The 20,735-nt window shown below is 66.8% G+C and carries 20 protein-coding genes; 10 read left to right on the top strand and 10 right to left on the bottom strand.

The annotated features are described in order from the left end of the window. Nucleotides 1-128 precede the first annotated feature (128 nt). Nucleotides 129-497, top strand: coding sequence for an NUDIX hydrolase (locus tag U5809_RS16090; RefSeq protein WP_322087247.1), 369 nt, complete (start codon nucleotides 129-131; stop codon nucleotides 495-497). 21 nt (nucleotides 498-518) lie between these two features. Here the strand turns inward: U5809_RS16090 and U5809_RS16085 are convergent, their stop codons facing one another. Next, nucleotides 519-1,448 (bottom strand): 2-hydroxyacid dehydrogenase, encoded by a 930-nt coding sequence (locus U5809_RS16085; protein WP_322087246.1) that lies wholly within the window; start codon nucleotides 1,446-1,448, stop codon nucleotides 519-521. A 166-nt stretch (nucleotides 1,449-1,614) separates the two neighbouring features. Between U5809_RS16085 and U5809_RS16080 the strand changes: the two genes are divergently transcribed. The 5 genes from U5809_RS16080 to U5809_RS16060 all read left to right on the top strand — a co-directional run bounded on the left by U5809_RS16080 (nucleotide 1,615) and on the right by U5809_RS16060 (nucleotide 6,315). After that, nucleotides 1,615-2,538, top strand: a complete 924-nt coding sequence (locus U5809_RS16080; protein ID WP_176048421.1) for an ABC transporter substrate-binding protein — start codon at nucleotides 1,615-1,617, stop codon at nucleotides 2,536-2,538. Further along, nucleotides 2,535-3,713 (top strand): ABC transporter permease, encoded by a 1,179-nt coding sequence (locus tag U5809_RS16075; protein ID WP_322087245.1) that lies wholly within the window; start codon nucleotides 2,535-2,537, stop codon nucleotides 3,711-3,713. The genes U5809_RS16080 and U5809_RS16075 overlap by 4 nt, the downstream gene beginning before the upstream one ends. Then, the gene (locus U5809_RS16070; protein ID WP_322087244.1) at nucleotides 3,710-4,657 is read left to right on the top strand and encodes an ABC transporter ATP-binding protein; all 948 of its coding nucleotides are present in this window, start codon (nucleotides 3,710-3,712) and stop codon (nucleotides 4,655-4,657) included. Before U5809_RS16075 ends, U5809_RS16070 begins: the two co-directional genes overlap by 4 nt. Next, nucleotides 4,654-5,421 carry an ABC transporter permease gene (locus tag U5809_RS16065; protein ID WP_322087243.1) on the top strand — a complete coding sequence of 256 codons (768 nt, stop codon included), beginning with the start codon at nucleotides 4,654-4,656 and terminating at the stop codon, nucleotides 5,419-5,421. The genes U5809_RS16070 and U5809_RS16065 overlap by 4 nt, the downstream gene beginning before the upstream one ends. Nucleotides 5,422-5,640: 219 nt before the next feature. Then, entirely contained in the window at nucleotides 5,641-6,315 is a 675-nt protein-coding gene (locus U5809_RS16060; RefSeq protein WP_322087242.1) for a lytic transglycosylase domain-containing protein, read from the top strand. Nucleotides 6,316-6,402: 87 nt separating this feature from the next. Here the strand turns inward: U5809_RS16060 and U5809_RS16055 are convergent, their stop codons facing one another. Further along, nucleotides 6,403-7,278 carry a LysR family transcriptional regulator gene (locus U5809_RS16055; protein WP_322087241.1) on the bottom strand — a complete coding sequence of 292 codons (876 nt, stop codon included), beginning with the start codon at nucleotides 7,276-7,278 and terminating at the stop codon, nucleotides 6,403-6,405. Between the two features lie 170 nt (nucleotides 7,279-7,448). On the opposite strand from U5809_RS16055, the gene U5809_RS16050 reads away from it, so the two are divergent. Further along, nucleotides 7,449-8,561 (top strand): alkene reductase, encoded by a 1,113-nt coding sequence (locus tag U5809_RS16050; protein ID WP_322087240.1) that lies wholly within the window; start codon nucleotides 7,449-7,451, stop codon nucleotides 8,559-8,561. Nucleotides 8,562-8,591: 30 nt separating this feature from the next. On the opposite strand, the gene U5809_RS16045 is transcribed toward U5809_RS16050, so the two are convergent. The 8 genes from U5809_RS16045 to U5809_RS16010 form a co-directional block, all read right to left on the bottom strand. After that, nucleotides 8,592-9,944, bottom strand: coding sequence for a HipA domain-containing protein (locus tag U5809_RS16045; protein ID WP_322087239.1), 1,353 nt, complete (start codon nucleotides 9,942-9,944; stop codon nucleotides 8,592-8,594). Next, nucleotides 9,944-10,270: a helix-turn-helix transcriptional regulator gene (locus tag U5809_RS16040; RefSeq protein ID WP_322087238.1), complete on the bottom strand. Its 327-nt coding sequence runs from the start codon at nucleotides 10,268-10,270 to the stop codon at nucleotides 9,944-9,946. The genes U5809_RS16045 and U5809_RS16040 overlap by 1 nt, the downstream gene beginning before the upstream one ends. 210 nt (nucleotides 10,271-10,480) lie before the next feature. Next, the gene (locus tag U5809_RS16035) at nucleotides 10,481-10,921 is read right to left on the bottom strand and encodes a dihydroneopterin aldolase (protein WP_322087237.1); all 441 of its coding nucleotides are present in this window, start codon (nucleotides 10,919-10,921) and stop codon (nucleotides 10,481-10,483) included. Further along, nucleotides 10,918-11,550: a sarcosine oxidase subunit gamma gene (locus U5809_RS16030; protein WP_176048431.1), complete on the bottom strand. Its 633-nt coding sequence runs from the start codon at nucleotides 11,548-11,550 to the stop codon at nucleotides 10,918-10,920. Before U5809_RS16030 ends, U5809_RS16035 begins: the two co-directional genes overlap by 4 nt. Continuing rightward, nucleotides 11,540-14,551 (bottom strand): sarcosine oxidase subunit alpha family protein, encoded by a 3,012-nt coding sequence (locus U5809_RS16025; RefSeq protein ID WP_322087236.1) that lies wholly within the window; start codon nucleotides 14,549-14,551, stop codon nucleotides 11,540-11,542. The genes U5809_RS16030 and U5809_RS16025 overlap by 11 nt, the downstream gene beginning before the upstream one ends. Continuing rightward, nucleotides 14,548-14,847, bottom strand: a complete 300-nt coding sequence (locus U5809_RS16020; RefSeq protein ID WP_011354096.1) for a sarcosine oxidase subunit delta — start codon at nucleotides 14,845-14,847, stop codon at nucleotides 14,548-14,550. Before U5809_RS16020 ends, U5809_RS16025 begins: the two co-directional genes overlap by 4 nt. 22 nt (nucleotides 14,848-14,869) lie before the next feature. After that, the gene (locus U5809_RS16015) at nucleotides 14,870-16,114 is read right to left on the bottom strand and encodes a sarcosine oxidase subunit beta family protein (protein ID WP_006480591.1); all 1,245 of its coding nucleotides are present in this window, start codon (nucleotides 16,112-16,114) and stop codon (nucleotides 14,870-14,872) included. Between the two features lie 14 nt (nucleotides 16,115-16,128). Next, nucleotides 16,129-17,514, bottom strand: a complete 1,386-nt coding sequence (locus U5809_RS16010; RefSeq protein ID WP_282508587.1) for an L-serine ammonia-lyase — start codon at nucleotides 17,512-17,514, stop codon at nucleotides 16,129-16,131. Between the two features lie 289 nt (nucleotides 17,515-17,803). On the opposite strand from U5809_RS16010, the gene U5809_RS16005 reads away from it, so the two are divergent. From U5809_RS16005 to ltnD, 3 genes are all read left to right on the top strand, one after another. Further along, a complete protein-coding gene (locus U5809_RS16005) occupies nucleotides 17,804-18,871 on the top strand; it encodes a GlxA family transcriptional regulator (protein WP_322087235.1) in 1,068 nt (355 codons plus the stop codon). Nucleotides 18,872-19,066: 195 nt separating this feature from the next. Further along, entirely contained in the window at nucleotides 19,067-19,771 is a 705-nt protein-coding gene (locus U5809_RS16000) for a FadR/GntR family transcriptional regulator (RefSeq protein ID WP_322087234.1), read from the top strand. Between the two features lie 70 nt (nucleotides 19,772-19,841). Continuing rightward, nucleotides 19,842-20,732 carry an L-threonate dehydrogenase gene (ltnD, locus tag U5809_RS15995; protein WP_322087233.1) on the top strand — a complete coding sequence of 297 codons (891 nt, stop codon included), beginning with the start codon at nucleotides 19,842-19,844 and terminating at the stop codon, nucleotides 20,730-20,732. Nucleotides 20,733-20,735: the final 3 nt, after the last annotated feature.

The following is a 20,735-nucleotide window of genomic DNA, read 5'->3' as shown; positions in this document are numbered from 1 at the left end:
TTGTTTGGCTCGGCCAAACGGCGCTCCTTGCTTCTTGCACTGCAGCCGGCAAGGCACGTTCGCAAGCCCGTTATTAGCGTGAACAGGCCCTATAGGCTGCGACAGTCAAACGCAATCGGTGAACCCATATGATCCCCCTCAGCGCGAAAGCCATCGTCCGTGACGGACGCTCGGTCCTGTTCCTGCGCAATCCACGCGACGAATGGGAGTTGCCGGGCGGCTGGCCCGAAGAGGGCGAATCGCTCGAAGCAACCGTCACGCGCGAAGTGCGGGAAGAATGCGGGATCGTCGCGTCGGCGCTCCGCTACGTGGCGAGCCGCTCGTGCGAGGTCGTACCGGGCAAGCGCGTGCTCATCGTGTGCTTCGAGTGTCAGGTCGATCGTCACGACATCGTACTGAGCGACGAGCACAACCAGTTCGGCTGGATCGACCTCGATGCCGACAGGCCGGCGAACCTGCCGGAGTTCTATTGGGAATTCTGCAGGCAGGCAAGCTGATCCGCGCCCGCCCCGCGGCCATCACACCGGCGTCAACACCGGCTGCCCCGCGAAATGCCGCGCCGCGTTGTCGAGAAACTGCTGCACCGACCGATCGAGCGCCTCGGGCGACCAACCGCCCATGTGCGGCGTCAGCACGACATTGTCGAGATCCGTCAGCGCGCGTGGCGGCTCGGGTTCGCCTTCGTACACGTCGAGTCCCGCGCCCGCGATGCGCCGTTCGCGCAGCGCGTCTGCCAAAGCAGCGGTATCGACAACGCTGCCGCGCGACACGTTGACGAGAAAACCGCCGGAGCCGAGCGCATCGAGCACGGTGCGGTCGATCAGGTGCCGCGTGCCCGCGCCGCCCGGCGTCGCGACGATCAGGAAATCGGCCCACTGCGCGAGCGTATCGACTCGATCGAAATAGCGGTAAGGAACGGGCTTCTCCGACCGGTTGTGATATCCGATCTCGATGTCGAAGCCGGCCGCGCGACGCGCGCACTTCTCGCCGATCTTGCCGAGCCCGACGATGCCGAGCTTCTTGCCCGACACGTTCGGCGGCATCGGCAACCCTTCGCGCCACACGCCGGCACGGGTTTTCGCATCGAGCTGCACGACGTTGCGCACCGCCGCGAGCAGCAGCGCGAACGCGTGATCGGCCACGCAATCGTCATTGGTGCCCGCGCCCGTGACCACCGTGACGCCGCGCGCCTTCGCATGCGCGACGTCGATGTGCTCGTAGCCCGCGCCGAGCGCGCTGACGAACGTGAGCTGCGGCAGCCGGTCGATCTCGGCGGCAGTGAGCCCCGTGCTGCCGTTGGTCAGCACCGCGCGTATCGTGCCGCCGTGTTCGGCGATCGCGCGTTCGCGTTCTTCGGCAGTCGGGGCGTGGCGCACGTCGAACGACGCGGCAATCTCGCGGCGCGCGTCGCCGCGCAAGGCGATGAGGACCAGCAACTCGGGCTTCATGTCAGCAAGTGTCCGCAGGCAGGAACGAATTTCAGTGTAACAAGCGCACGTGACGGATGCGGGTTATCCCCACACGGGCTGTGGACACGCCGCCGCACGCGGTTTGCCAAAGCCCGCTCAGTCAAGTAACTTTCGGCGTACGCCCCCGTCCTGGAGATTGGCCCTGATGAAGCTCGCCCTGCCCGCCCGGATCCTGGGCCTCGCGTTCGCCGCCGCCCTCGTCGCGCCCGGCGCGCACGCCGACACGCCCGTCGTGGTGTCGTCGAAGATCGACACCGAAGGCAACCTGCTCGGCAACCTCATCGCGCAGGTGCTGAAGGCCCACGGCATCCCCGTCACCGAAAAGATCGCGCTCGGCACCACGCCGATCGTGCGCAAGGCGCTCACGAGCGGCGAGATCGACGTCTACCCCGAGTACACGGGCAATGCCGCGTTCTTCTTCAACAAGGCCGACGATCCTCTGTGGAAGAACGCGAGCCAGGGCTACGACGCCGCGAAGAAACTCGACTACGCGGCGAACCATCTCGTGTGGCTCGCGCCGGCGCCCGCGAACAACACATGGGGCGTCGCGCTGCTCGCGCCCGTCGCGCAATCGCAGCACCTGAAGACCTTCTCCGATTTCGGCAAGTGGGTGGCCGGCGGCGGCAAGGTGAAACTCGCGGCATCGGCCGAATTCGTGAACAGCGCGTCCGCATTGCCGTCGTTCGAGAAAGCGTACGGCTTCAAGCTGAAGCCCGAGCAGCTCGTCGTGCTGTCCGGCGGCGACACGGCCGCGACGATCAAGGCCGCCGCCAACCAGACCGACGGCGTGAATGCCGCGATGGTCTACGGCACCGACGGCGGCATCGCATCGAGCGGCCTCGCGGTGCTCGACGACGACAAGCACGTGCAGCCCGTCTACGCGCCGGCGCCGGTGATCCGCGAAGCCGTGCTGAAAGCGCATCCGCAGATCGCCGACTACCTGAAACCGGTATTCGCGAGCCTCGACCTGAAGACGCTGCAGTCGTTGAACGCGCGCATCCAGATCAACGGCGAGCCGGCCGCCGGCGTCGCGAAAAGCTACCTGAAAGCGAAGGGCTTCGTGAAATGACGGGTCGCGCGGCGGCGTCCGCGCGGCGCGTCACGCTCGACAAGGTCGGTATCCTGATCGGGGTACTGACGATCGTCGCCGTGTTCGGCCTCTCGTTCGCGGTGCTGAGGCCGAACCGGATCGCGGCCGGCACCGGGCTGTCGGTGTTCGCCGCGCTGCCGCCGATGCAGGGTGCCGCGCTCGCCGCGCTGTGGACCGCCGGCGCGCTGTGGGTGATGACGGCGAGCCGTCCCGCCTGGCGGCTCGCGGCCGGCTGCGCGGGGCTCGCGACGCTCGCGTATGCGGTCGGCGCGGCCGCGACGCACGTCGTCGCACCCGACGACATGCTCGCGCGCGTCTCGCCCGACGCGGGTGTCTGGCTGCTGCTGTTCGCCTGGACCGTGCTGATCGCCGACGCGCTCGCACGCCTCGCGTTCGGCCCGTGGCGACGGCTCGTCGCACTCGTCGTCGCGATAGCAGCGATTTCGGTGCCGCTCGCAAGCGGCTGGTGGGACAGCCTCTCGGTGATGCGCGAATACGCGGTGCGCAGCGACGATTTCTGGCGCGAGGCGATTCGTCACGTGTCGCTGGCGGGCGGCTCAGTGGCCGCCGCGCTCGTCGCGGGCCTGCCGCTCGGCATCGCATGCGCAAGGGTCGCGGCTGTGCGCACCGTCGCGATGCCCGTGCTCAATGTCGTGCAGACGATCCCCAGCATCGCGATGTACGGGCTGATGATGGCGCCGCTCGGCCTGCTCGCCGCGCACGTGCCGCTCGCGGCCGCGCTCGGCATCCGTGGGATCGGCGTGGCGCCGGCCGTGCTCGCGCTGTTCCTGTATTCGCTGCTGCCGATCGCATCGAGTGTCGTGGTCGGGCTCGGGCAGGTGCCACCGCACGTGACCGAAGCGGCGCGTGCGATGGGCATGACGCGTGCGCAGCGGCTGCTGCGTGTCGATCTTGTGCTCGCGCTGCCGGTGATCCTGAGCGGCGTGCGCATCGTGCTCGTGCAGAACATCGGCCTGACCGCGGTCGCCGCACTGATCGGCGGCGGCGGGTTCGGCACCTTCATCTTCCAGGGGATCGGGCAGTCGGCCGCCGATCTCGTGCTGCTCGGCGCGATCCCGACGATCGCGCTCGCACTGGCGGCCGCCGTCGTGTTCGAAGCCGCGACGTCGCTCGCGAAGGGACGTGCAGGATGATCGAGATCGAACACGCCGGCAAACGCTTCGGCGATGTGATCGCCGTCGACGACGTGTCGCTGACGATGCAGCGCGGCACGATCACCGCGCTCGTCGGCGCATCGGGCAGCGGCAAGTCGACGCTCCTGCGCATGATCAACCGGCTGATTGCGCCGACCAGCGGCACGATCCGCATCGACGGCGTCGATACGGCGACCGTCGCCCCCGAGCAACTGCGGCGCGGTATCGGCTATGCGATCCAGGGGCATGGACTGTTCCCGCACTGGAGCGTCGCGCGCAACATCGCGACCGTGCCGCGCCTGCTCGGCTGGCCGTCCGCTCGCATCGACGCGCGCGTGAACGAACTGCTCGACCTGTTCCATCTCGCGCCGGCCGAGTTCGCGGACAAGCTGCCGCACGAACTGTCGGGCGGCCAGCAGCAGCGCGTCGGCGTCGCGCGCGCACTCGCGGCCGAGCCCGCGATGCTGCTGATGGACGAACCGTTCGGCGCGCTCGACCCGATCATTCGCGGCAAGGCGCAAGACGACCTGTTCGCGCTGCAGCGCCGCCTCGGCATCACGGTCGTGATCGTCACGCACGACATCGAGGAAGCGCTGAAGCTCGGCGACACGATCGCGGTGATGGACAACGGCAAGCTGCTGCAGGTCGCGCCGCCGGCCGAGATCCTCTGCAAGCCGGCGGCCGGCGTCGTCGAGCAACTCGTCGCGGGCGTCGACCGACCGCTGCGCCTGCTCGCGCTGACGCCGATCGATACGGTGGCCGAACCCGGCCATGCCGACGGCGAACCGATCGCCGCGACGCGCACGCTTCGCGATGCGGTATCCGAATTACTGTGGCGCGGTGTCGATGCACTGCCCGTCGATGACGGCGACGCACGCAACGAACACGGCGCGCGCCGCATCACGCTCGACGCGATCCGCGCGCATGCGAGGAAGCCCGCATGACGGCGCACGGCAGCATGCGGCCGATGCGTTCGGCACTTCCCGCGTACGTCGCCCGCGCGGCCGCGCTCGCGCTGCTGCTCGTGCTGCTGTTGCGCCCCGCGTGGCTGCAGGGTGTGTTCGCGCCGTTCGCGGACAACGGCGCACCCGTCATCTACGATCGCGCGAGCCTGCTCGATCTCACGCTCGCCCATCTCGGCACGGTCGCGCTGTCGAGCCTGATCGGCACGATCGTCGCGGTCGCGGCCGGGATCTTCGTCACACGGCCGGCCGGCGCGGATTTCCTGCCGGTCGCGCGCAGCGTCGTCGACATCGGCCAGACCTTCCCGCCGGTCGCAGTGCTCGCGCTGGCCGTGCCGGCCGTCGGCTTCGGCTTGAAACCCGTGCTGATCGCGCTCGTGCTGTACGGGCTCCTGCCGATTTTCGAAAGCACGATCGCAGGGCTCGAAGACGTGCCGCGCGACGTCGTCGATGCCGCGCGCGGAATGGGGATGAGCAGCTGGCAGCAACTGGTGTCGGTCGAGCTGCCGCTCGCGTTTCCGGTGATCGTCAACGGCATCCGGCTCGCGGTCGTGATCAATCTCGGCACCGCGACGATCGGCTCGACTGTCGCCGCGCGCGGGCTCGGCGACGTGATCATCGCGGGCCTGCAGACGTCGAACACCGCGTTCGTGCTGCAGGGCGGCGTAATCGTCGGGCTGCTCGCGGTGCTCGTCAGCGATGCGATCGGTGCACTGGCACGGGTGGCGACCGCGCGTCGCGCGTAAGGTTTGCGGCGCAGCACACCTTGCGCGCGTGTTAAATAACGTCAGCGCGAGATTGAACGGCGTCTATCCGGACTACGATGCGTGTCCGCGCAACGATCGCACCGCCGCATCGTTGCGCGCCGAAACAAACCTACATGCTGCTTTCATTCGAGCCGACGTTCGACAACCCGTGTTGATTGGTCGATATACTATGCGCCTCCCATTCCCCCGCACTTCACCATGCGACGGTTTCTCTCGCTGATCGTGCTTTCGCTCGGCATCGCGCATCAGGCATCGGCGCAGCAAGCGCCCGCGCTGCCTGCATCCGCGCCCGACGCACTGGCATCGGCGCCGTCCGTCGCCTCCGCGCCGCTCGCGAACGCCAACGATCAGCCGAACGAAGCAAACCGCCGCATCACGACCTACCTGACGAAGAAATTCGGCGTGGCGAAGGAACGGGCCACGAAGCTCGCCGACATCGTGAGCGTCACTGCGACGAAATATTCGCTTCCTCCCGCACTCGTTTACGCCATCATCTCGATCGAATCGCGCTTCCAGGAAAAGGCGCGCGGCCAGCATGGCGCGACCGGGCTGATGCAGGTCGTGCCGGCCGCGCACCGCGGCCTGTTGCGCAACGTGAAGGATCTGACCGAGCCGAACGCGAACGTCGAAGCCGGTTCCGCGATCCTGTCGGGCTACGTGAAGGCGGCCGGCGGCAACGTGCAGGCCGGGCTGAAGAGCTATGGCGGTTCGAACGCGTACGCGGCGAAAGTGATGCAGCGGGTCGATTCGTTCCGGTTCGTGCTCGAGCCCGACGACGACGCGAAAGCCGTCAAGGCGCCCAGCGACACGAAGGGCCGCCTGATACCGGTCAGCGATACGTCGCCGCCTGCGTCAGCGCGCAACAGCCAGTAATTCCCGCTTCCATTCCCGCTTCCTCCCGCGGTCCCGCGCAAGCGGAAACACGTCACCTGCGCAAGAGCGACCGCCGCCGGGCACCTGTCATGCCGGTGCGAAATGTGCGCGCAGATACTCGATGAAAACCTGCGTTTTCGCGGGCAGCAAACGCGTTTCGGTCATCGCGAAGATGGGCACGAGCGCGCCCTCCCATTCAGGCAGCACGCGCCGCAGCCGGCCGGCGGCGACATCGTCGGCCACCACTTCCTCCGGCAGCTGGATGATCCCCGCATCGTGCACGGCCAGTTGGCGGTTCATGCCCACGCTGTTCACGACGAACCGCCCGCCCACCGGCACGTCGACCGCCTGCTCGCCGCGACGCAGCGTCCACGCGGTGAGGCGCTGCACACTCATGCACTGGTGCTGCGCCAGGTCGCCCGGTTCGAGCGGCTCGCCCGCGCGTTCGAGATAGCGCGGCGACGCATACAGGTAGTTGTGGAACGTCGCGAGGCGCCGCGCGACGAGCTGCGAATCCGCCGATTCGCCGATCCGGATCGCGACGTCGAACGGCTCGCTCACGAGGTCGACACGCCGTGACGTCAGCTCGAAATCGAAGGTCAGCTTCGGGTAGCGGTTCGCGAATTCGACGAGCAGCGGCGTCAGGTAGATCACCGCGAAATCGACCGGAAACGACGCGCGCAGCACGCCCGCCGGTTCGGCCAACAGCCCGCCGAGTTGCTCGTGCGCGAGCCGCGCCTCGTCGACGATGCGCTTGCATCGCTCGAAATACAGCTGCCCGGCTTCCGTCAGCTCGATGCGGCGCGTCGTGCGGTGCAGCAACCGCAAGCCGATCGCCTTTTCGAGCGCGCCGATCCGCCGCGACAGCGTCGAATTCGGCATCCCCAGCGCCTGCGCGGCGCTGCGAAAGCCGCGCGCCTTCACGACTTCCACGAACAGCGCCATGTCGTTCAGCAGTTCCATCCCGAATGCTCCATCAATGGATCAATGTTCTCCACGACACCCACTTTATCTCGAAAAAGGAGCAATGGATGATGCGGATATGGCGTCACGGCCGGCGCGACCTGCGCGACCCTCGCCCGATGCGGCACCGCCCCGGTGCCGTCACCCGAACTTCGATGAGGAAATACGCGATGAAACAGCTTTTCGTTCCCGCTCAAGCCGGCCAGGAAGCGCCGCGTCTGTTCGCTCCGGTCCGTGTCGGCCGCTACGACCTGCAGAACCGCCTGGTCATGGCGCCGATGACGCGCAGCCGCGCCGCATTCGACGGCACGCCCGGCGCATTGGCCGCCGAATACTATGCGCAGCGCGCGGACCTCGGCCTGATCGTCAGCGAAGGCACGCAACCGTCGGACGACGGCCAGGGCTACCTGACGACGCCTGGCATCTACACCGATGCGCACGTCGCCGGCTGGAAGGCGGTCAGCGAGCGCGTGCACGCACGCGGCAGCCGCCTGTTCATCCAGCTGATGCACGTGGGGCGCATGTCGCACCCTGACAATACGCCGCATCATCGCCAGGGCGTCGCGCCTTCCGCGATCGCACCGGGCGTGCCGATGTTCACGATGAAAGGGATGCAGGAGATTCCGGCGCCGCGCGCGCTGACGACGGACGAAGTGCGCGAGACCGTGAACGACTTCCGCATCGCCGCGCGCCGCGCGATCGAGGCCGGCGCCGACGGCGTCGAGATCCACGGTGCGAACGGGTATCTGGTCCAGCAGTTCTTCGCGCCGAACGCGAACACGCGCACCGACGCGTACGGCGGCTCGATCGAGAACCGCGCGCGCTTCGCGATCGAGGTGGCCGAGGCGATCGCCGACGACATCGGCGCGGATCGCACGGCGATCCGCCTGTCGCCCGGCACCACGCTGTGGGGCATCGACGAAGGTCCGGAAAGCGCCGACCTGTATCGCCACCTGACCGCGCAGCTCAACCGCCTCGGCCTCGCATACCTGCACGTGATGCACGGGGGCGACGAGCCGCTGCTTGCAGACCTGCGCGCACACTGGAACGGCACGCTGATCGTGAACCGGCCTGGCCGCACGCGCGATGCGATCGGCACGGATGTCGCGACGGGCCTCGCCGATCTCGAAGCGTACGGCCAGATGGTGCTCGCGAATCCGGATTTCGTCACGCGCCTGAAGACGGGCGCACCGATGAACGACGCGCAACGCGACACGTTCTTCGGCGGCGATGCGCGCGGGTATGTGGATTATCCGGCGCTGGATGGGGCGGCTGCGGCTTGATGCATCCGCATGGCGCGGTGCCGCGATGCCTCACAGAAGATCGACGTTGACCTTGGCAATCATGGGTGCGATACGCTGCGTCTTTTCGGCCTGATCGCATATGCAGTCCGAAATATTTCGCACCCACCCGCGCTCCTCGCCCGCGTACACGTCCGACTCGGCCAACTCGGGAGCCAGCTTCCTGGCCAACGTCGCCATCTTCGTCAATTCGCGTGCAACGAACGCCGGCCGGATTTGCACGCGGTGCGCAAAATCCGCCAATGCGAAGGCGGTCAGCTCCTCGGAACGGAATACGTCGCCGTAAGCCATCGCCATGTCCTGGACATATGCGTCACCGTACACATCGACGCAAACGAGATCGTAAAGCGGCGCGGGAGCGAGACCGCCGCTACTGACAAAAAACGAAATGTTCTTGCCGTGTGCGTCGCTGTTGCCGATCAGCAATTGCAGCAGCGCCCAGCGCAACATCGCCGTGCGCGCGGCAGCCGGAGTCTCGAGATACGGCGTCAACGAAAACAGCTTCTCGAAGCTCACGCCCTCCCGAATATTGCGGACGTCCGCATTGTTCCCGAGGTTGCGCTCGTACTTGAGCGTCGCCGGCAAGTCCAGTGCCTGGCATCCGTCGATGATGTGGAGGCGCCGCACTGCACGGACACGCTGCGGGTCTCCCGGTTCGATCGTCACGATCCGGTCGAATCGCTCGATAAGCAGAATGGGTTCGGGAATCCGCCGTATCTCGACATGCGCCACCGGCAGCCCCATCCGGGCAGCCAGCGTCATGCAGAAATGTTCGTTGGCAACCATGAACGGCGCGTGCGGATTGCGGGACTCGGGCTTCAGGATATGCGTGCTGCTGAGCGCCCCCTCGACGAGCGCGAATTGCTCGCCCTCGACCAGTACCTGCAACTTGTCCTGATGACCGGCAATCGACAGCCGAACCCGATCGTCCCAGACGGGAAACGGAATCGCGTCCCGCTTGCGAATGCGGTCGGTCAATTCCTCCGCGGATATCACGCGCCGCACCGGTTCGGCGGCCTCCGGTGCTGGCACATCGGCACCATCGTCGGGAACGAAGCTCAACGCACCGACGGGCTCTTTCCCAAGCATGCGGATCAAGCCGAAGACATTGTCCTTCGATATCTGATACATCGCCGCGGCCACTTCGAGCGCGCGGCCCTCGGGCAGCAGATTGCCGATGAAGCGCTGGATCGCTCCCGCGGGAAGCGAACCGCCGTCGAGCGGAATACACGGAGACAGTGAAAATGCGTCAGCGCGCGCCTGCCACGACGGATCGTACGCAAAGCCGTAATCGTCCTGACGGGCGTCGTAGGTCAACCGTCCGACCGGCGAGCCGTTGGTCGAAATGCTCAGGCGATGGGGCATCAGGCCGGCTCCCGCGACCCTGGCGCAACAGCCTGCGATGCCATGTGTTCGTGCAACGCCTTGCGGGCGACGGGAACGTCACGTTTCGGCACGACAAGCAGATTGAGACCGAGGCCGTCGAGCACCTTGAACAATTTATCGAGGCTCACCGCTCGGCCGTTTTCCAGCCGGGACAGCACATCCTTCGAGACGCCGAGCATATCGGCCGCGTCGTCGATCCGCATCTGGTTCTGCGCCCGCCGGTTGCGCACGAGCGCCCCCAGCGCGGCGAGATCAAGTGTAAGCGGATCGGGGGTCGCAATCGGACGAGGTAAGGTACGGGCCATAATTCCGGAATTCCAGGAACAAAGTGCCGCCAGCGATATCTGGCAGCATTGTTACGAAAATATCGGAATTATACTCGCAGGAGCTCCAAGTCGCCAATTGTTCCTATATTTCAGGAATAAATCGACTCAGACTAGCCTTCTTTAAATTATTCTCATATTTCAGGAATTATTGTCCTCGACGAACCGGAACGGCGGGCGCCGCCGTTGGCCTCACAGCTGCCCCGCCGCCCCCGTCCACCGCAGGTAATCGCCGCGTGTCCAGTCGAGCGACACGCCGACGCGCTTCGTACCGGGCCGGATCTTCGGCTTGTACACCGACAGCGTCAACGATTCCAGCGCCGGCCATTCTCGGAACGACAGCACCGCGATATCGGCGACGAGCGTCTCCAGCAACCGCGTATGCGGCTTGTGCGACAGGAACGCGGCAAGCCGCGCGCAATAGCCGTCGTAATCGATCCACTCGCCCTGCTCGCTCGGCTCGCAGCGATAGCCGAGCCGAGCATCGATCACGATCGGCTGCGGCGCTTCATGCTCGTGCGCATGAATGCCGATCCGCGCGGGCACCTTCAGTTCGTCGACGAACACGCTCCAGCCGCGCCCGCGCAGGCGCGGCGCGTCGATCGCCACGAACGGTTCGTCGAACGGCTTCATGATGCGAGCGGCGCCGCGGCGTCGAGCATGATGCGCACGAAATAGTCCGCGAAGCTGCGACGCAGGACGATCTCGAACGTGTCGTCGCCGGTCGGGATCAGCGTGATCGGCGACTTGAAGTAGTGCGACTGCGCACACTGGCCCGGCTTGAACACGCGCGGATGCAGATCGAGCGGGCAGCCGCGCGCGATCACGTCGCGCACGCGTTCGCCGCTGATCTCGACGACCGTATAGCCGCTGCCGACATCGACGGCCGCCGCATACGAACCCTGCACGGCTTCAGCGAGCTTCGCTTCGAGCACGCCGGCCTGAACGGGCCCGTTCGAGCGCACGAGCCACTCGTCGGGGCCGAGCCACAGCACGTCGTACTCGGCGCCGCGCGCAACCGTGTTCGGCGCCGCGGGCGGGCGGCAACCGACCACACGCTCGAACGCGGCGACGAATGCCGGATCGCTCAACTCGCCACGCACATTGACGAGATCGAGGAACGGCCGCTCGCGCAGCGTGAACTTCTTCGATGCGCGCGCCTGGTGCGGCTTCAGCACGTCGGCCGCGCCGACGAACGGCGATTCAAGCGTCACGCCGCCCGCGCCCGCCACCTGCGTCTGGTTTCTCGTTTCATTCCACATGCTGGCGCACCCCTTCGGTATCGTAGAAAACCGGGCTCGAGATCTTCGCGGTGATGCGCTTGCCGTTGGCCAGCGGAATCACGACGCTCTCGCCCATCTTGTTCAGGCCGCCCTTCACCACCGCGAGCGCGATCGAGCGCTTCAGGATCGGGCTGTAGTAGCTCGACGTCACGTGGCCGATCATCGGCGTCGGATCGACCGCCGACACCTGCGTGTCCTTCGCGATGATCTGCGCGCCTTCCGGCAGCACGAACTGTTCGTCTTCGGTCAGCAGGCCGACGAACTGCTTGCGGCCCTCCTTCGCGGTGTCCGACCGCGCGAGCGAGCGCTTGCCGAGGAAGTCCTTCGACTTCGCGACGACCCCGCCCATCCCGAGGTCGTACGGCGTGATCGAGCCGTCGGTATCCTGGCCGACGATGATGTAGCCCTTCTCCGCGCGCAGCACGTGCATCGTCTCGGTGCCGTACGGCGTGATGTCGAACTCGGCGCCGGCCGCCATCAGCGCTTCCCACACCGCCCGGCCCGCGTTCGCCGGCACGTTCACTTCATAGGCCAGTTCGCCCGAGAAGCTGATCCGCATCACGCGCGCCTTCGCGCCGGCAACGGTGCCGTTCCGATAGCTCATGAACGGGAACGCCTCGTTGCCGAAGTCGATGTCCTGGCACACCTTCTGCACGACCTTGCGGCTCTTCGGTCCGACCACCGCGAACGTCGCCCAGTGATCGGTAACCGACGACAGCCGCACCTTCATGTCGGGCCATTCGGTCTGCAGCCAGCGTTCGAGCCACGTGAGCACGCGCGCCGCGCCGCCCGTCGTGGTCGTCATCATGAAATGCTGGTCGGCGAGGCGCACGGTCACGCCGTCGTCGAACACCATCCCGTTTTCGTCGAGCATCAGCCCGTAGCGGCACTTGCCCACTTCGAGCTTGTTCCACGGATTCGTGTACATCCAGTTCAGCAGCTTCACCGCATCGGGGCCCTGGATGTCGATCTTGCCGAGCGTCGATGCATCGAGGATGCCGACGCTGTTGCGCACCGCCAGGCATTCGCGCTTCACGGCCGCATGCAGGTCCTCGCCATTCTTCGGGAAATACCACGGCCGCTTCCAGTTGCCGACGTCCTCGAACAGCGCGCCGTGCTCGACGTGCCATTCGTGCACGCAGGTCTTGCGGATCGGGTCGAGGAAATCGCCCGTCTCGCGCCCCGCGAACGTACCGAACGACACGGGCGTGTAGTTCGGGCGGAACGTCGTCGTGCCCGTTTCGGGAATCGTCTTGCCGAGCGCGCCCGCGAGGATCGCCATCCCGTTGATGTTGCCGAGCTTGCCCTGGTCGGTGCCGAAGCCCATCGCCGTGTAGCGCTTCACGTGCTCGACCGATTCGAAGCCTTCGCGCGCGGCGAGCAGGATGTCGGCGGCCGCCACGTCGTTCTGGAAGTCGACGAACTGCTTCGGCCCGCGTGCCGCGGCCTCACGGCTGCCGACGAGCCACAACGGCTGCAGTGCGCCTTCGACGGCTTCGGCCACCTGCGGAGCGACCGGGCGCTGCGCGGCCGTGAAGCCCGCCGCCTTCGCGGCTTCCGCACCTGCGTCGACCGCGAGCCGCAGCGCGCGTGCCAGGCCGAATTCGCCGGCCGCCGCGCCGATGCTCGCTTCCGCCTGCACGGGCTTGCCCGGCAGGAAACATGCCTTCTCGTCGTTCCAGCACGCCTTGCCGCCCGACTGCGCGAACAGGTGCAGCACGGGGCTGAAGCCGCCCGACATCGCGACGAGGTCGCACGGCAACGTCTGCAGCTTGCCGCCCACCTGGCCGTTCGTGAGGGACGCGACGTCGACCGACGATACGCGCCACTTGCCCGATGCGGCCGTCACGACCGCGCCGCTCATCACCGTCACACCCTGCCGCTTCGCAGCGGCCGGCAGCGCACCGTTCGACGACGCACGCGAATCGACGACCGTCACCTTCGCGCCGCATGCCTTCAGGTCGATCGCGGTCTGGTACGCGCGGTCGTTGTTCGTGAACACGACCGCGTTGCGGCCCGGCAGCACGCCGAAGCGATGCACGTACGTGGATACCGCGCCAGCCAGCATCACGCCCGGCAGGTCGTTGTTGCCGAACACGATCGGACGCTCGTGCGCGCCGGTCGCGAGGATCACGCGCTTGGCACGGACCTTCCACAGCAGCTCGCGCGTGCCCTTGCGCATCGATACCGGCAGGTGATCGGTCAGGCGCTGCGTGACCGTCACGAGGTTGTGGTCCTGATAACCGAACGCGGTGCTGCGCGACAGGATCGTCACGTCGGGCAGCTTGCGCAGCTCGGCCTCGATCTTCTCGACCCACTGCAGCGCGGGCTTCGCGTCGATCTCCGCGCGGCACGACAGCAGGCTGCCGCCGAGTTCGCGCTGGTCGTCGACGAGAATCACGCGCGCGCCGGCCGTCGCGGCCGCATGCGCGGCGGCGAGACCCGACGGGCCACCGCCGACCACGAGCACGTCGCAATGCGCGTAGCACTTGTCGTAGCGATCGGCGTCGAGCACTTCAGGCGCCTTGCCGAGGCCGGCCGCATCGCGGATCTTCTCTTCGTACTTCGGCCACATGTTGCGCGGCCACATGAACGTCTTGTAGTAGAACCCGGCCGGCATGAAGCGCGAGAACTTCTGGTTGATCGCGTACTTGTCGTTCTCGAGCGTCGGCTCGGCGTTCACGCTCGTCGCGACGAGCCCCTGGTACAGCTCGATCTCGGTCGCGCGTGCATTCGGCACCGTATACGGGCCCGATTCGAGCTGCACGACGGCATTCGGTTCGGCCACGTCCGCCGTCACGATCCCGCGCGGACGGTGGTACTTGAAGCTGCGCGCGACGAAGTGCACACCGTTCGCAAGCAGCGCGGACGCGAGCGTGTCGCCCTGGAAGCCTTGATACGTGCGGCCGTTGAACGTGAACGTCAGCGGAATCGCGCGATTGATGCGGCCACCGGTGCCGAGGCGGTCTTTCTGGCTCATTTGCTCGTGCCCTCTTCGTGTGCGTTGCCGGCAGCTTCGCCACCGAACTTTTCGTAGCCCTTGATATCGTAGGTCACCGTGTCGCGCGTGGCCTTGAACCAGCGGCGGCAGCCCTGCGCATGCAGCCATTGCTCCTTGTGCAGCCCGCGCTTGTTCTCGCGCATGAACACGTATTCGCCCCATTCGCGGTCGGTCATGTTCTCGTTGTTGACGGGGCGCACGATGTCGGCTTCACCGCCGCACGAGAACTCGGATTCGGCGCGCGGCCCGCACCACGGACATTCGATCAGCAGCATGTTTCTTTCTCCAATGGTCGGTTCAGTGCGCGACGGCGGCTGCGCCGTGCTCGTCGATCAGGTGGCCCGTGTAGAAGCGGTCGAGCGCGAACGGCGCGTTCAGCGGATGCGGTTCGTCGCGCGCGATCGTGTGCGCGAACACCCAGCCCGAGCCGGGCGTCGCCTTGAAGCCGCCCGTACCCCAGCCGCAGTTGAAATAGAGGCCTTTCACGTCGGTCTTGGTGATGATCGGGCACGCGTCCGGCGACACGTCCACGATGCCGCCCCACTGGCGGTTCATCCGCACGCGCGAGAACACCGGGAACATCTCGACGATCGCCTGCAGCGTGCTCTCGATGATGTGGAAGCTGCCGCGCTGGCCGAAGCCCGTGTACTGGTCGATACCGGCACCGATCACGAGGTCGCCCTTGTCGGACTGGCTGATGTACGCGTGCACCGCGTTCGACATGATCACCGAGTTGACGACCGGCTTGATCGGCTCGGACACCAGTGCCTGCAGCGGGTGACTTTCAATCGGCAAGCGCACGCCGGCCATGTCGGCGAGCGTCGTCGTATTGCCGGCCGCGACCACCGCGACCTTCTTCGCCTTGATGAAGCCCTTCACCGTATCGACGCCGACCACCGCGCCGCCTTCACGACGAATGCCCGTCACCTGGCAGTTCTGGATGATGTCGACGCCCGCGCGGTCCGCGCCGCGTGCGAAGCCCCAGGCCACCGCGTCGTGGCGCGCGACGCCGGCGCGACGCTGGATCGATGCGCCGAGCACCGGGTAGCGGCTGTTCAGGTTGATGGTCGGCTCGATTTCCTTGATCTGCGCAGGCGTCAGGAATTCCGCGTCGACGCCGTTCAGGCGGTTCGCGTTCACGCGGCGCTCGGTGTCGCGCACGTCCTGCAGCGTGTGAGCGAGGTTCATCACGCCGCGCTGGCTGAACATCACGTTGTAGTTCAGGTCCTGCGACAGCCCTTCCCACAGCTTCATCGCCTTCTCGTACAGTGCGGCCGATTCGTCCCACAAATAGTTCGAGCGCACGATCGTCGTGTTGCGTGCGGTGTTGCCGCCGCCGATCCAGCCCTTCTCGAGGATCGCGACGTTCGTGATGCCGTGCTCCTTCGCGAGGTAGTACGCGGTCGCCAGGCCGTGGCCGCCGCCGCCGACGATCACGACGTCGTATTCCTTCTTCGGCTCCGGGCTCTTCCACTGCTTTTCCCAGTTCTCGTGATACGAGAGACCGTTGCGGAACAGGCTGAATATCGAGTAGCGGCTCATGGTGTGGTCCTTCGTTAGCATTCGATGACGTTCACGGCGAGACCGCCGCGCGACGTTTCCTTGTATTTCGTCTTCATGTCGGCGCCGGTTTCGCGCATCGTCTTGATTACGGAATCGAGCGATACGTAGTGCTGGCCGTTGCCCTTGAGCGCCATGCGCGACGCGTTCAGCGCCTTGATCGCGCCCATCGCGTTGCGCTCGATGCACGGGATCTGCACGAGCCCGCCGACCGGGTCGCAGGTCATCCCGAGGTTGTGCTCCATGCCGATCTCGGCCGCGTTCTCGACCTGGTCGGGCGTACCGCCCATCACGGCGGCGAGCGCGGCGGCCGCCATCGAGCACGCGACACCCACTTCGCCCTGGCACCCGACTTCCGCGCCGGAGATCGACGCCGTTTCCTTGTAGATGATCCCGATCGCCGCGGCCGTCAGCAGGAACTCGACGATGCCGGCTTCGTTCGAACCCGGCACGAATTTCACGTAGTAGTGCAGCACCGCGGGGATCACGCCGGCCGCACCGTTGGTCGGCGCCGTGACCACGCGGCCGCCGGCCGCGTTCTCTTCGTTCACGGCCATCGCATACAGGTTGACCCAGTCGAGCATCGACAGCGGGTCGCGCAGCGACTCTTCCGAACGGGCACGCAGATGGCGATTCATCTCGGCCGCGCGGCGCTTCACGCGCATCGGGCCCGGCAGGTCGCCCTCGACCTTGCAGCCGCGCTCGACGCAGGCGGCCATCGTGCGCCAGATCGCGAGCAGCCCGGCGCGCACTTCGTCGGCGGAGCGCAGCGCGCATTCGTTGCGCATCATCAGTTCGGCGATCGACAGCCCGTGTTCGCGGCACTGGCGCATCAGGTCGTCGCCGGTGCGGAACGGGTACGGCACCTCGACCGCCGCGCGCACGCCGTTCACGCGATCGCCGTCGCGGTTCACGACGAAGCCGCCGCCGACCGAGTAATACTCTTTCTCGACGAGCAGCTGGCCGTGCTCGTCGAAGGCCTGGAAGCGCATTCCGTTCGGGTGCACGATGCTCGTGCCGCTCATCAGCTTGCGATAGAAGCCGATGTGTTCCTTTTCCTCGAAACGCACCGTCTGCTTGCCGAGCAGCGACAGCGACTTCTCCGCGCGGATCGCGGCGAGGCGCGGCTCGATCAGGTCGGGGTCGATCGTGTCGGGCAGGTGGCCCTCGAGGCCGAGCAGCACGGCCTTGTCGGTGCCGTGGCCCTTGCCGGTCGCGCCGAGCGAGCCGTACAGCTCGACCCTCACGCGGCGCACGAAGCCGAGCAGGTTCGCGTCCTCGACGTGCGACGCGAAGCGGCACGCGGCGATCATCGGGCCGACCGTATGCGAACTGGACGGGCCGATACCGATCTTGAACAGGTCGAACGCGCTGACGTTCATCTGGCTGCCTTTGCGCTTTCACGCGTTGAGTGACGTTGATTGGACGCCAGTACACCAAAGCGTAAAATCGGCCGATAGAACAAAAACGGCATCGGCGTGGGATACCGCCGCCAAGCACCGCGCCGGCCGGCCCGAAAGTGCGTTTTGGCGATGGTTCGCGACGAAAAACCACAAGTCCGGCCGCGGCCGATCGGCGACGCTGGCTTCATCCGCGCCGCCTCGGCAGCCGTACCCGCAACCAGAGTGAAACGAGTGAGACCGCCTGCCCGGCGTGACGAGATTGGCCGCGATGACACCCGACGTACCCGCTTCCCCCCTCGCAGAACCCGCGCCGCGGCGCATCCGCTTCGGCATCGTGCTGCTGCCGAACTTCACGCTGACGGCCTTCTCCGGCTTCGTCGACATGCTGCGGCTGTCGGCCGACGACGGCGACTACAGCAAGCCCGTGCGCTGCGCATGGAGCGTGATCGGCGAAACGCTCGCGCCGGTGCGCGCGAGCTGCGGGATCCAGATCACGCCCTGGGAGACGTTCGACGCGGCCGAGCCGTTCGACTATGTGGTGGTGGTCGGCGGGCTGCTGCATTCGGGGCCGCAGGCCGGCCCGCAAACGCTCGACTTCGTCCGCCACGCGGCGGCCGGCGGCGCGACGGTCGTCGGCATCTGCACCGGCGTGTTCACGCTGATGCGCGCCGGCGTGCTCGACGGCTACCGCACCTGCGTGAGCTGGTTCCATTACTGGGATTTCATCGAGCGCTTTCCGTCAGCCGATCCCGACCTGCTGATCGCCGACCGGCTGTTCGTGATCGACCGGCGCCGGATCACCTGTTCGGGCGGCCGCGCGTCGATCGACGTCGCGGCGGCCATCCTGCTGCGCCATTTCGATCACGCCACGGTGCAGAAGGCGCTGCGCATCCTGCTCGTCGGCGAGATGCAGAAAGGCAACGCGCCGCAACCGCATCCGCCGGGCCTCGAACCGGCGACGCACCCGAAGGTCAAGCGCGCGATTCTCCTGATGGAACAGCATGTCGGGCGTGCGCTGTCGCTCGACGAGCTCGCGAACAAGCTCGACCTGTCGACGCGGCAGCTCGAGCGGCTGTTCAAGGCCGAGACGGGCAAGAGCCCGCAGGCATTCGCGAAGCAGGTGCGGCTGCGCACGGCCGCGTGGCTGCTGACGAGTTCCGATCGCACGGTCGCCGATATCGCGTCGAGCTGCGGATTCGCCGACGCATCGCACCTCGGGCGCGAGTTCCGCAAACAGTTCGGCGTGCCGCCGGCGACGTATCGCGAGCGAGGCGGCGAAGTGGCGGAAGGCGGTGAACTGGCTGCGGCCGATCCCGTCGAGGACATCGCCGACTGACGGCCGCGGCGCACCGCCCCCCTTCCCTGACCGACCGCTCGCAGAACGACACACGTTCGCGTCGGTTTCACCTCTTTTGGAACCGGTTCCAATCAATTTGACCGACGTTGCATCCTGCTAACCGAGGGTTATCCCGGATGCTGATGCTTGTGCAAATTTGTATGATGACCACATCACCTTACAAACCAGAGCGCCATGTTCGAGAAAATTCCCGCCCGTGCGATGAGCGACCATGTCGCGCAGCAACTGCTCAAGCAGATCGAAGCCGGCAGTTTCTCGGCCAGCGGCAAGCTGCCGACGGAAGCCGTGCTCGCGCTGGAATTCGGCGTGAGCCGCACCGTGATCCGCGAGGCGATCTCGCGGCTGAAGAACGAAGGCGTGGTCGAGCCGCGCCAGGGCAGCGGCGTGTTCGTGAACCAGCACGGCGCGATCCGGCCGCTGCGGATCGACTACGCGGAAGCGGTCGAGGCCACCTCGCTGCCGCACTTGCTCGCAGTGCGCCGCGCGATCGAGGCCGAGGTCGCGGCCGAAGCGGCCCTGCATCACACCGATGAAGACATGGCCGACATCGACGATGCGCTGCGCAAGATCGACGATGCGGTGGCCGAAGGGCGCGACGGCGTCGCCGAAGACGTCGCGTTCCACCGCACGATCGCGGCCGTCACCGGCAACCCGTATTTCCTGAAGACGCTGCAGTTCCTGAACCAGTACCTCGAAGCCGGCGTGAAGGTCACGCGGCGCAACGAAGCGACGCGCGAGGACTTCTCGCGCCAGGTGCGCGAGGAACACGCGGCGATCGCCGACGCGATCCGTGCACGCGACCCGATGGCCGCCCGCAACGCGGCGCGCACGCACATGTACAACGCCGCCCGCCGTCTCGCGGAAGCCGGCATCTGCTGAAGCCGGCGGCCACTGCCCGATCGGGCGCCGCCGCCATCACGAACCTCTCCCGAATCGATCAAGGTTGACCATGTCACGAAATGTTGGAGTCATCGGCCTCGGCGCGATGGGTCTCGGCGTCGCACGCTCGCTGCTGCGCGCCGGCCTGCACGTCCATGCATGCGACGTGCGCGACACCGTGCTGCAGGCGTTCGCCGCCGAAGGCGGCGTGGCCTGCGCGACGCCGGCCGAACTCGGCGCGCAGTGCGACGTCGTCGTCACGCTCGTCGTCAATGCCGCCCAAACGGAAACGGTGCTGTTCGGCGAACACGGCGCGGTCGCGGCGATGAAGCCGGGCGGCGTCGTGATCGCGAGCGCGACCGTCGCGCCCGAATTCGCGGTCGCGCTCGGCGCACGCATCGAGGCCGTCGGCCTGCAGATGCTCGATGCGCCCGTGTCGGGCGGCGCCGCGCGTGCGGCCTCCGGCGAGATGACGATGATGACGTCGGGCCCGGCCGCCGCGTACGCGGGTTGCGAAGACGTGCTCGCCGCGATCGCCGGCAAGGTCTATCGCCTCGGCGACGCACACGGCATCGGCTCGAAAGTGAAGATCATCAACCAGCTGCTGGCCGGCGTGCACATTGCCGCGGCCGCCGAAGCGATGGCGCTGGGTTTGCGCGAAGGCGTGGACGCCGACGCGCTGTACGACGTGATCACGCACAGCGCCGGCAATTCGTGGATGTTCGAGAACCGCGTGCCGCACATCCTGAACGGCGACTACACGCCGCTGTCGGCCGTCGACATCTTCGTGAAGGATCTCGGCCTCGTGCTCGATACCGCGCGCCGCAGCAAGTTCCCGCTGCCGCTGTCGGCCACCGCGCACCAGATGTTCATGAGCGCGTCGAGCGCCGGCCACGGCGGCGAGGACGATTCCGCCGTGATCAAGACTTTCCCCGGCATCACGCTGCCGCCCGCCCGCTGATTC

It is taken from the genome of Burkholderia sp. BCC1999 (assembly GCF_905339975.1).
Classification (GTDB): Bacteria; Pseudomonadota; Gammaproteobacteria; order Burkholderiales; family Burkholderiaceae; genus Burkholderia.
Note: the sequence above shows the minus strand (reverse complement) of the source record. Positions and strands in the feature narration are given on the sequence as shown.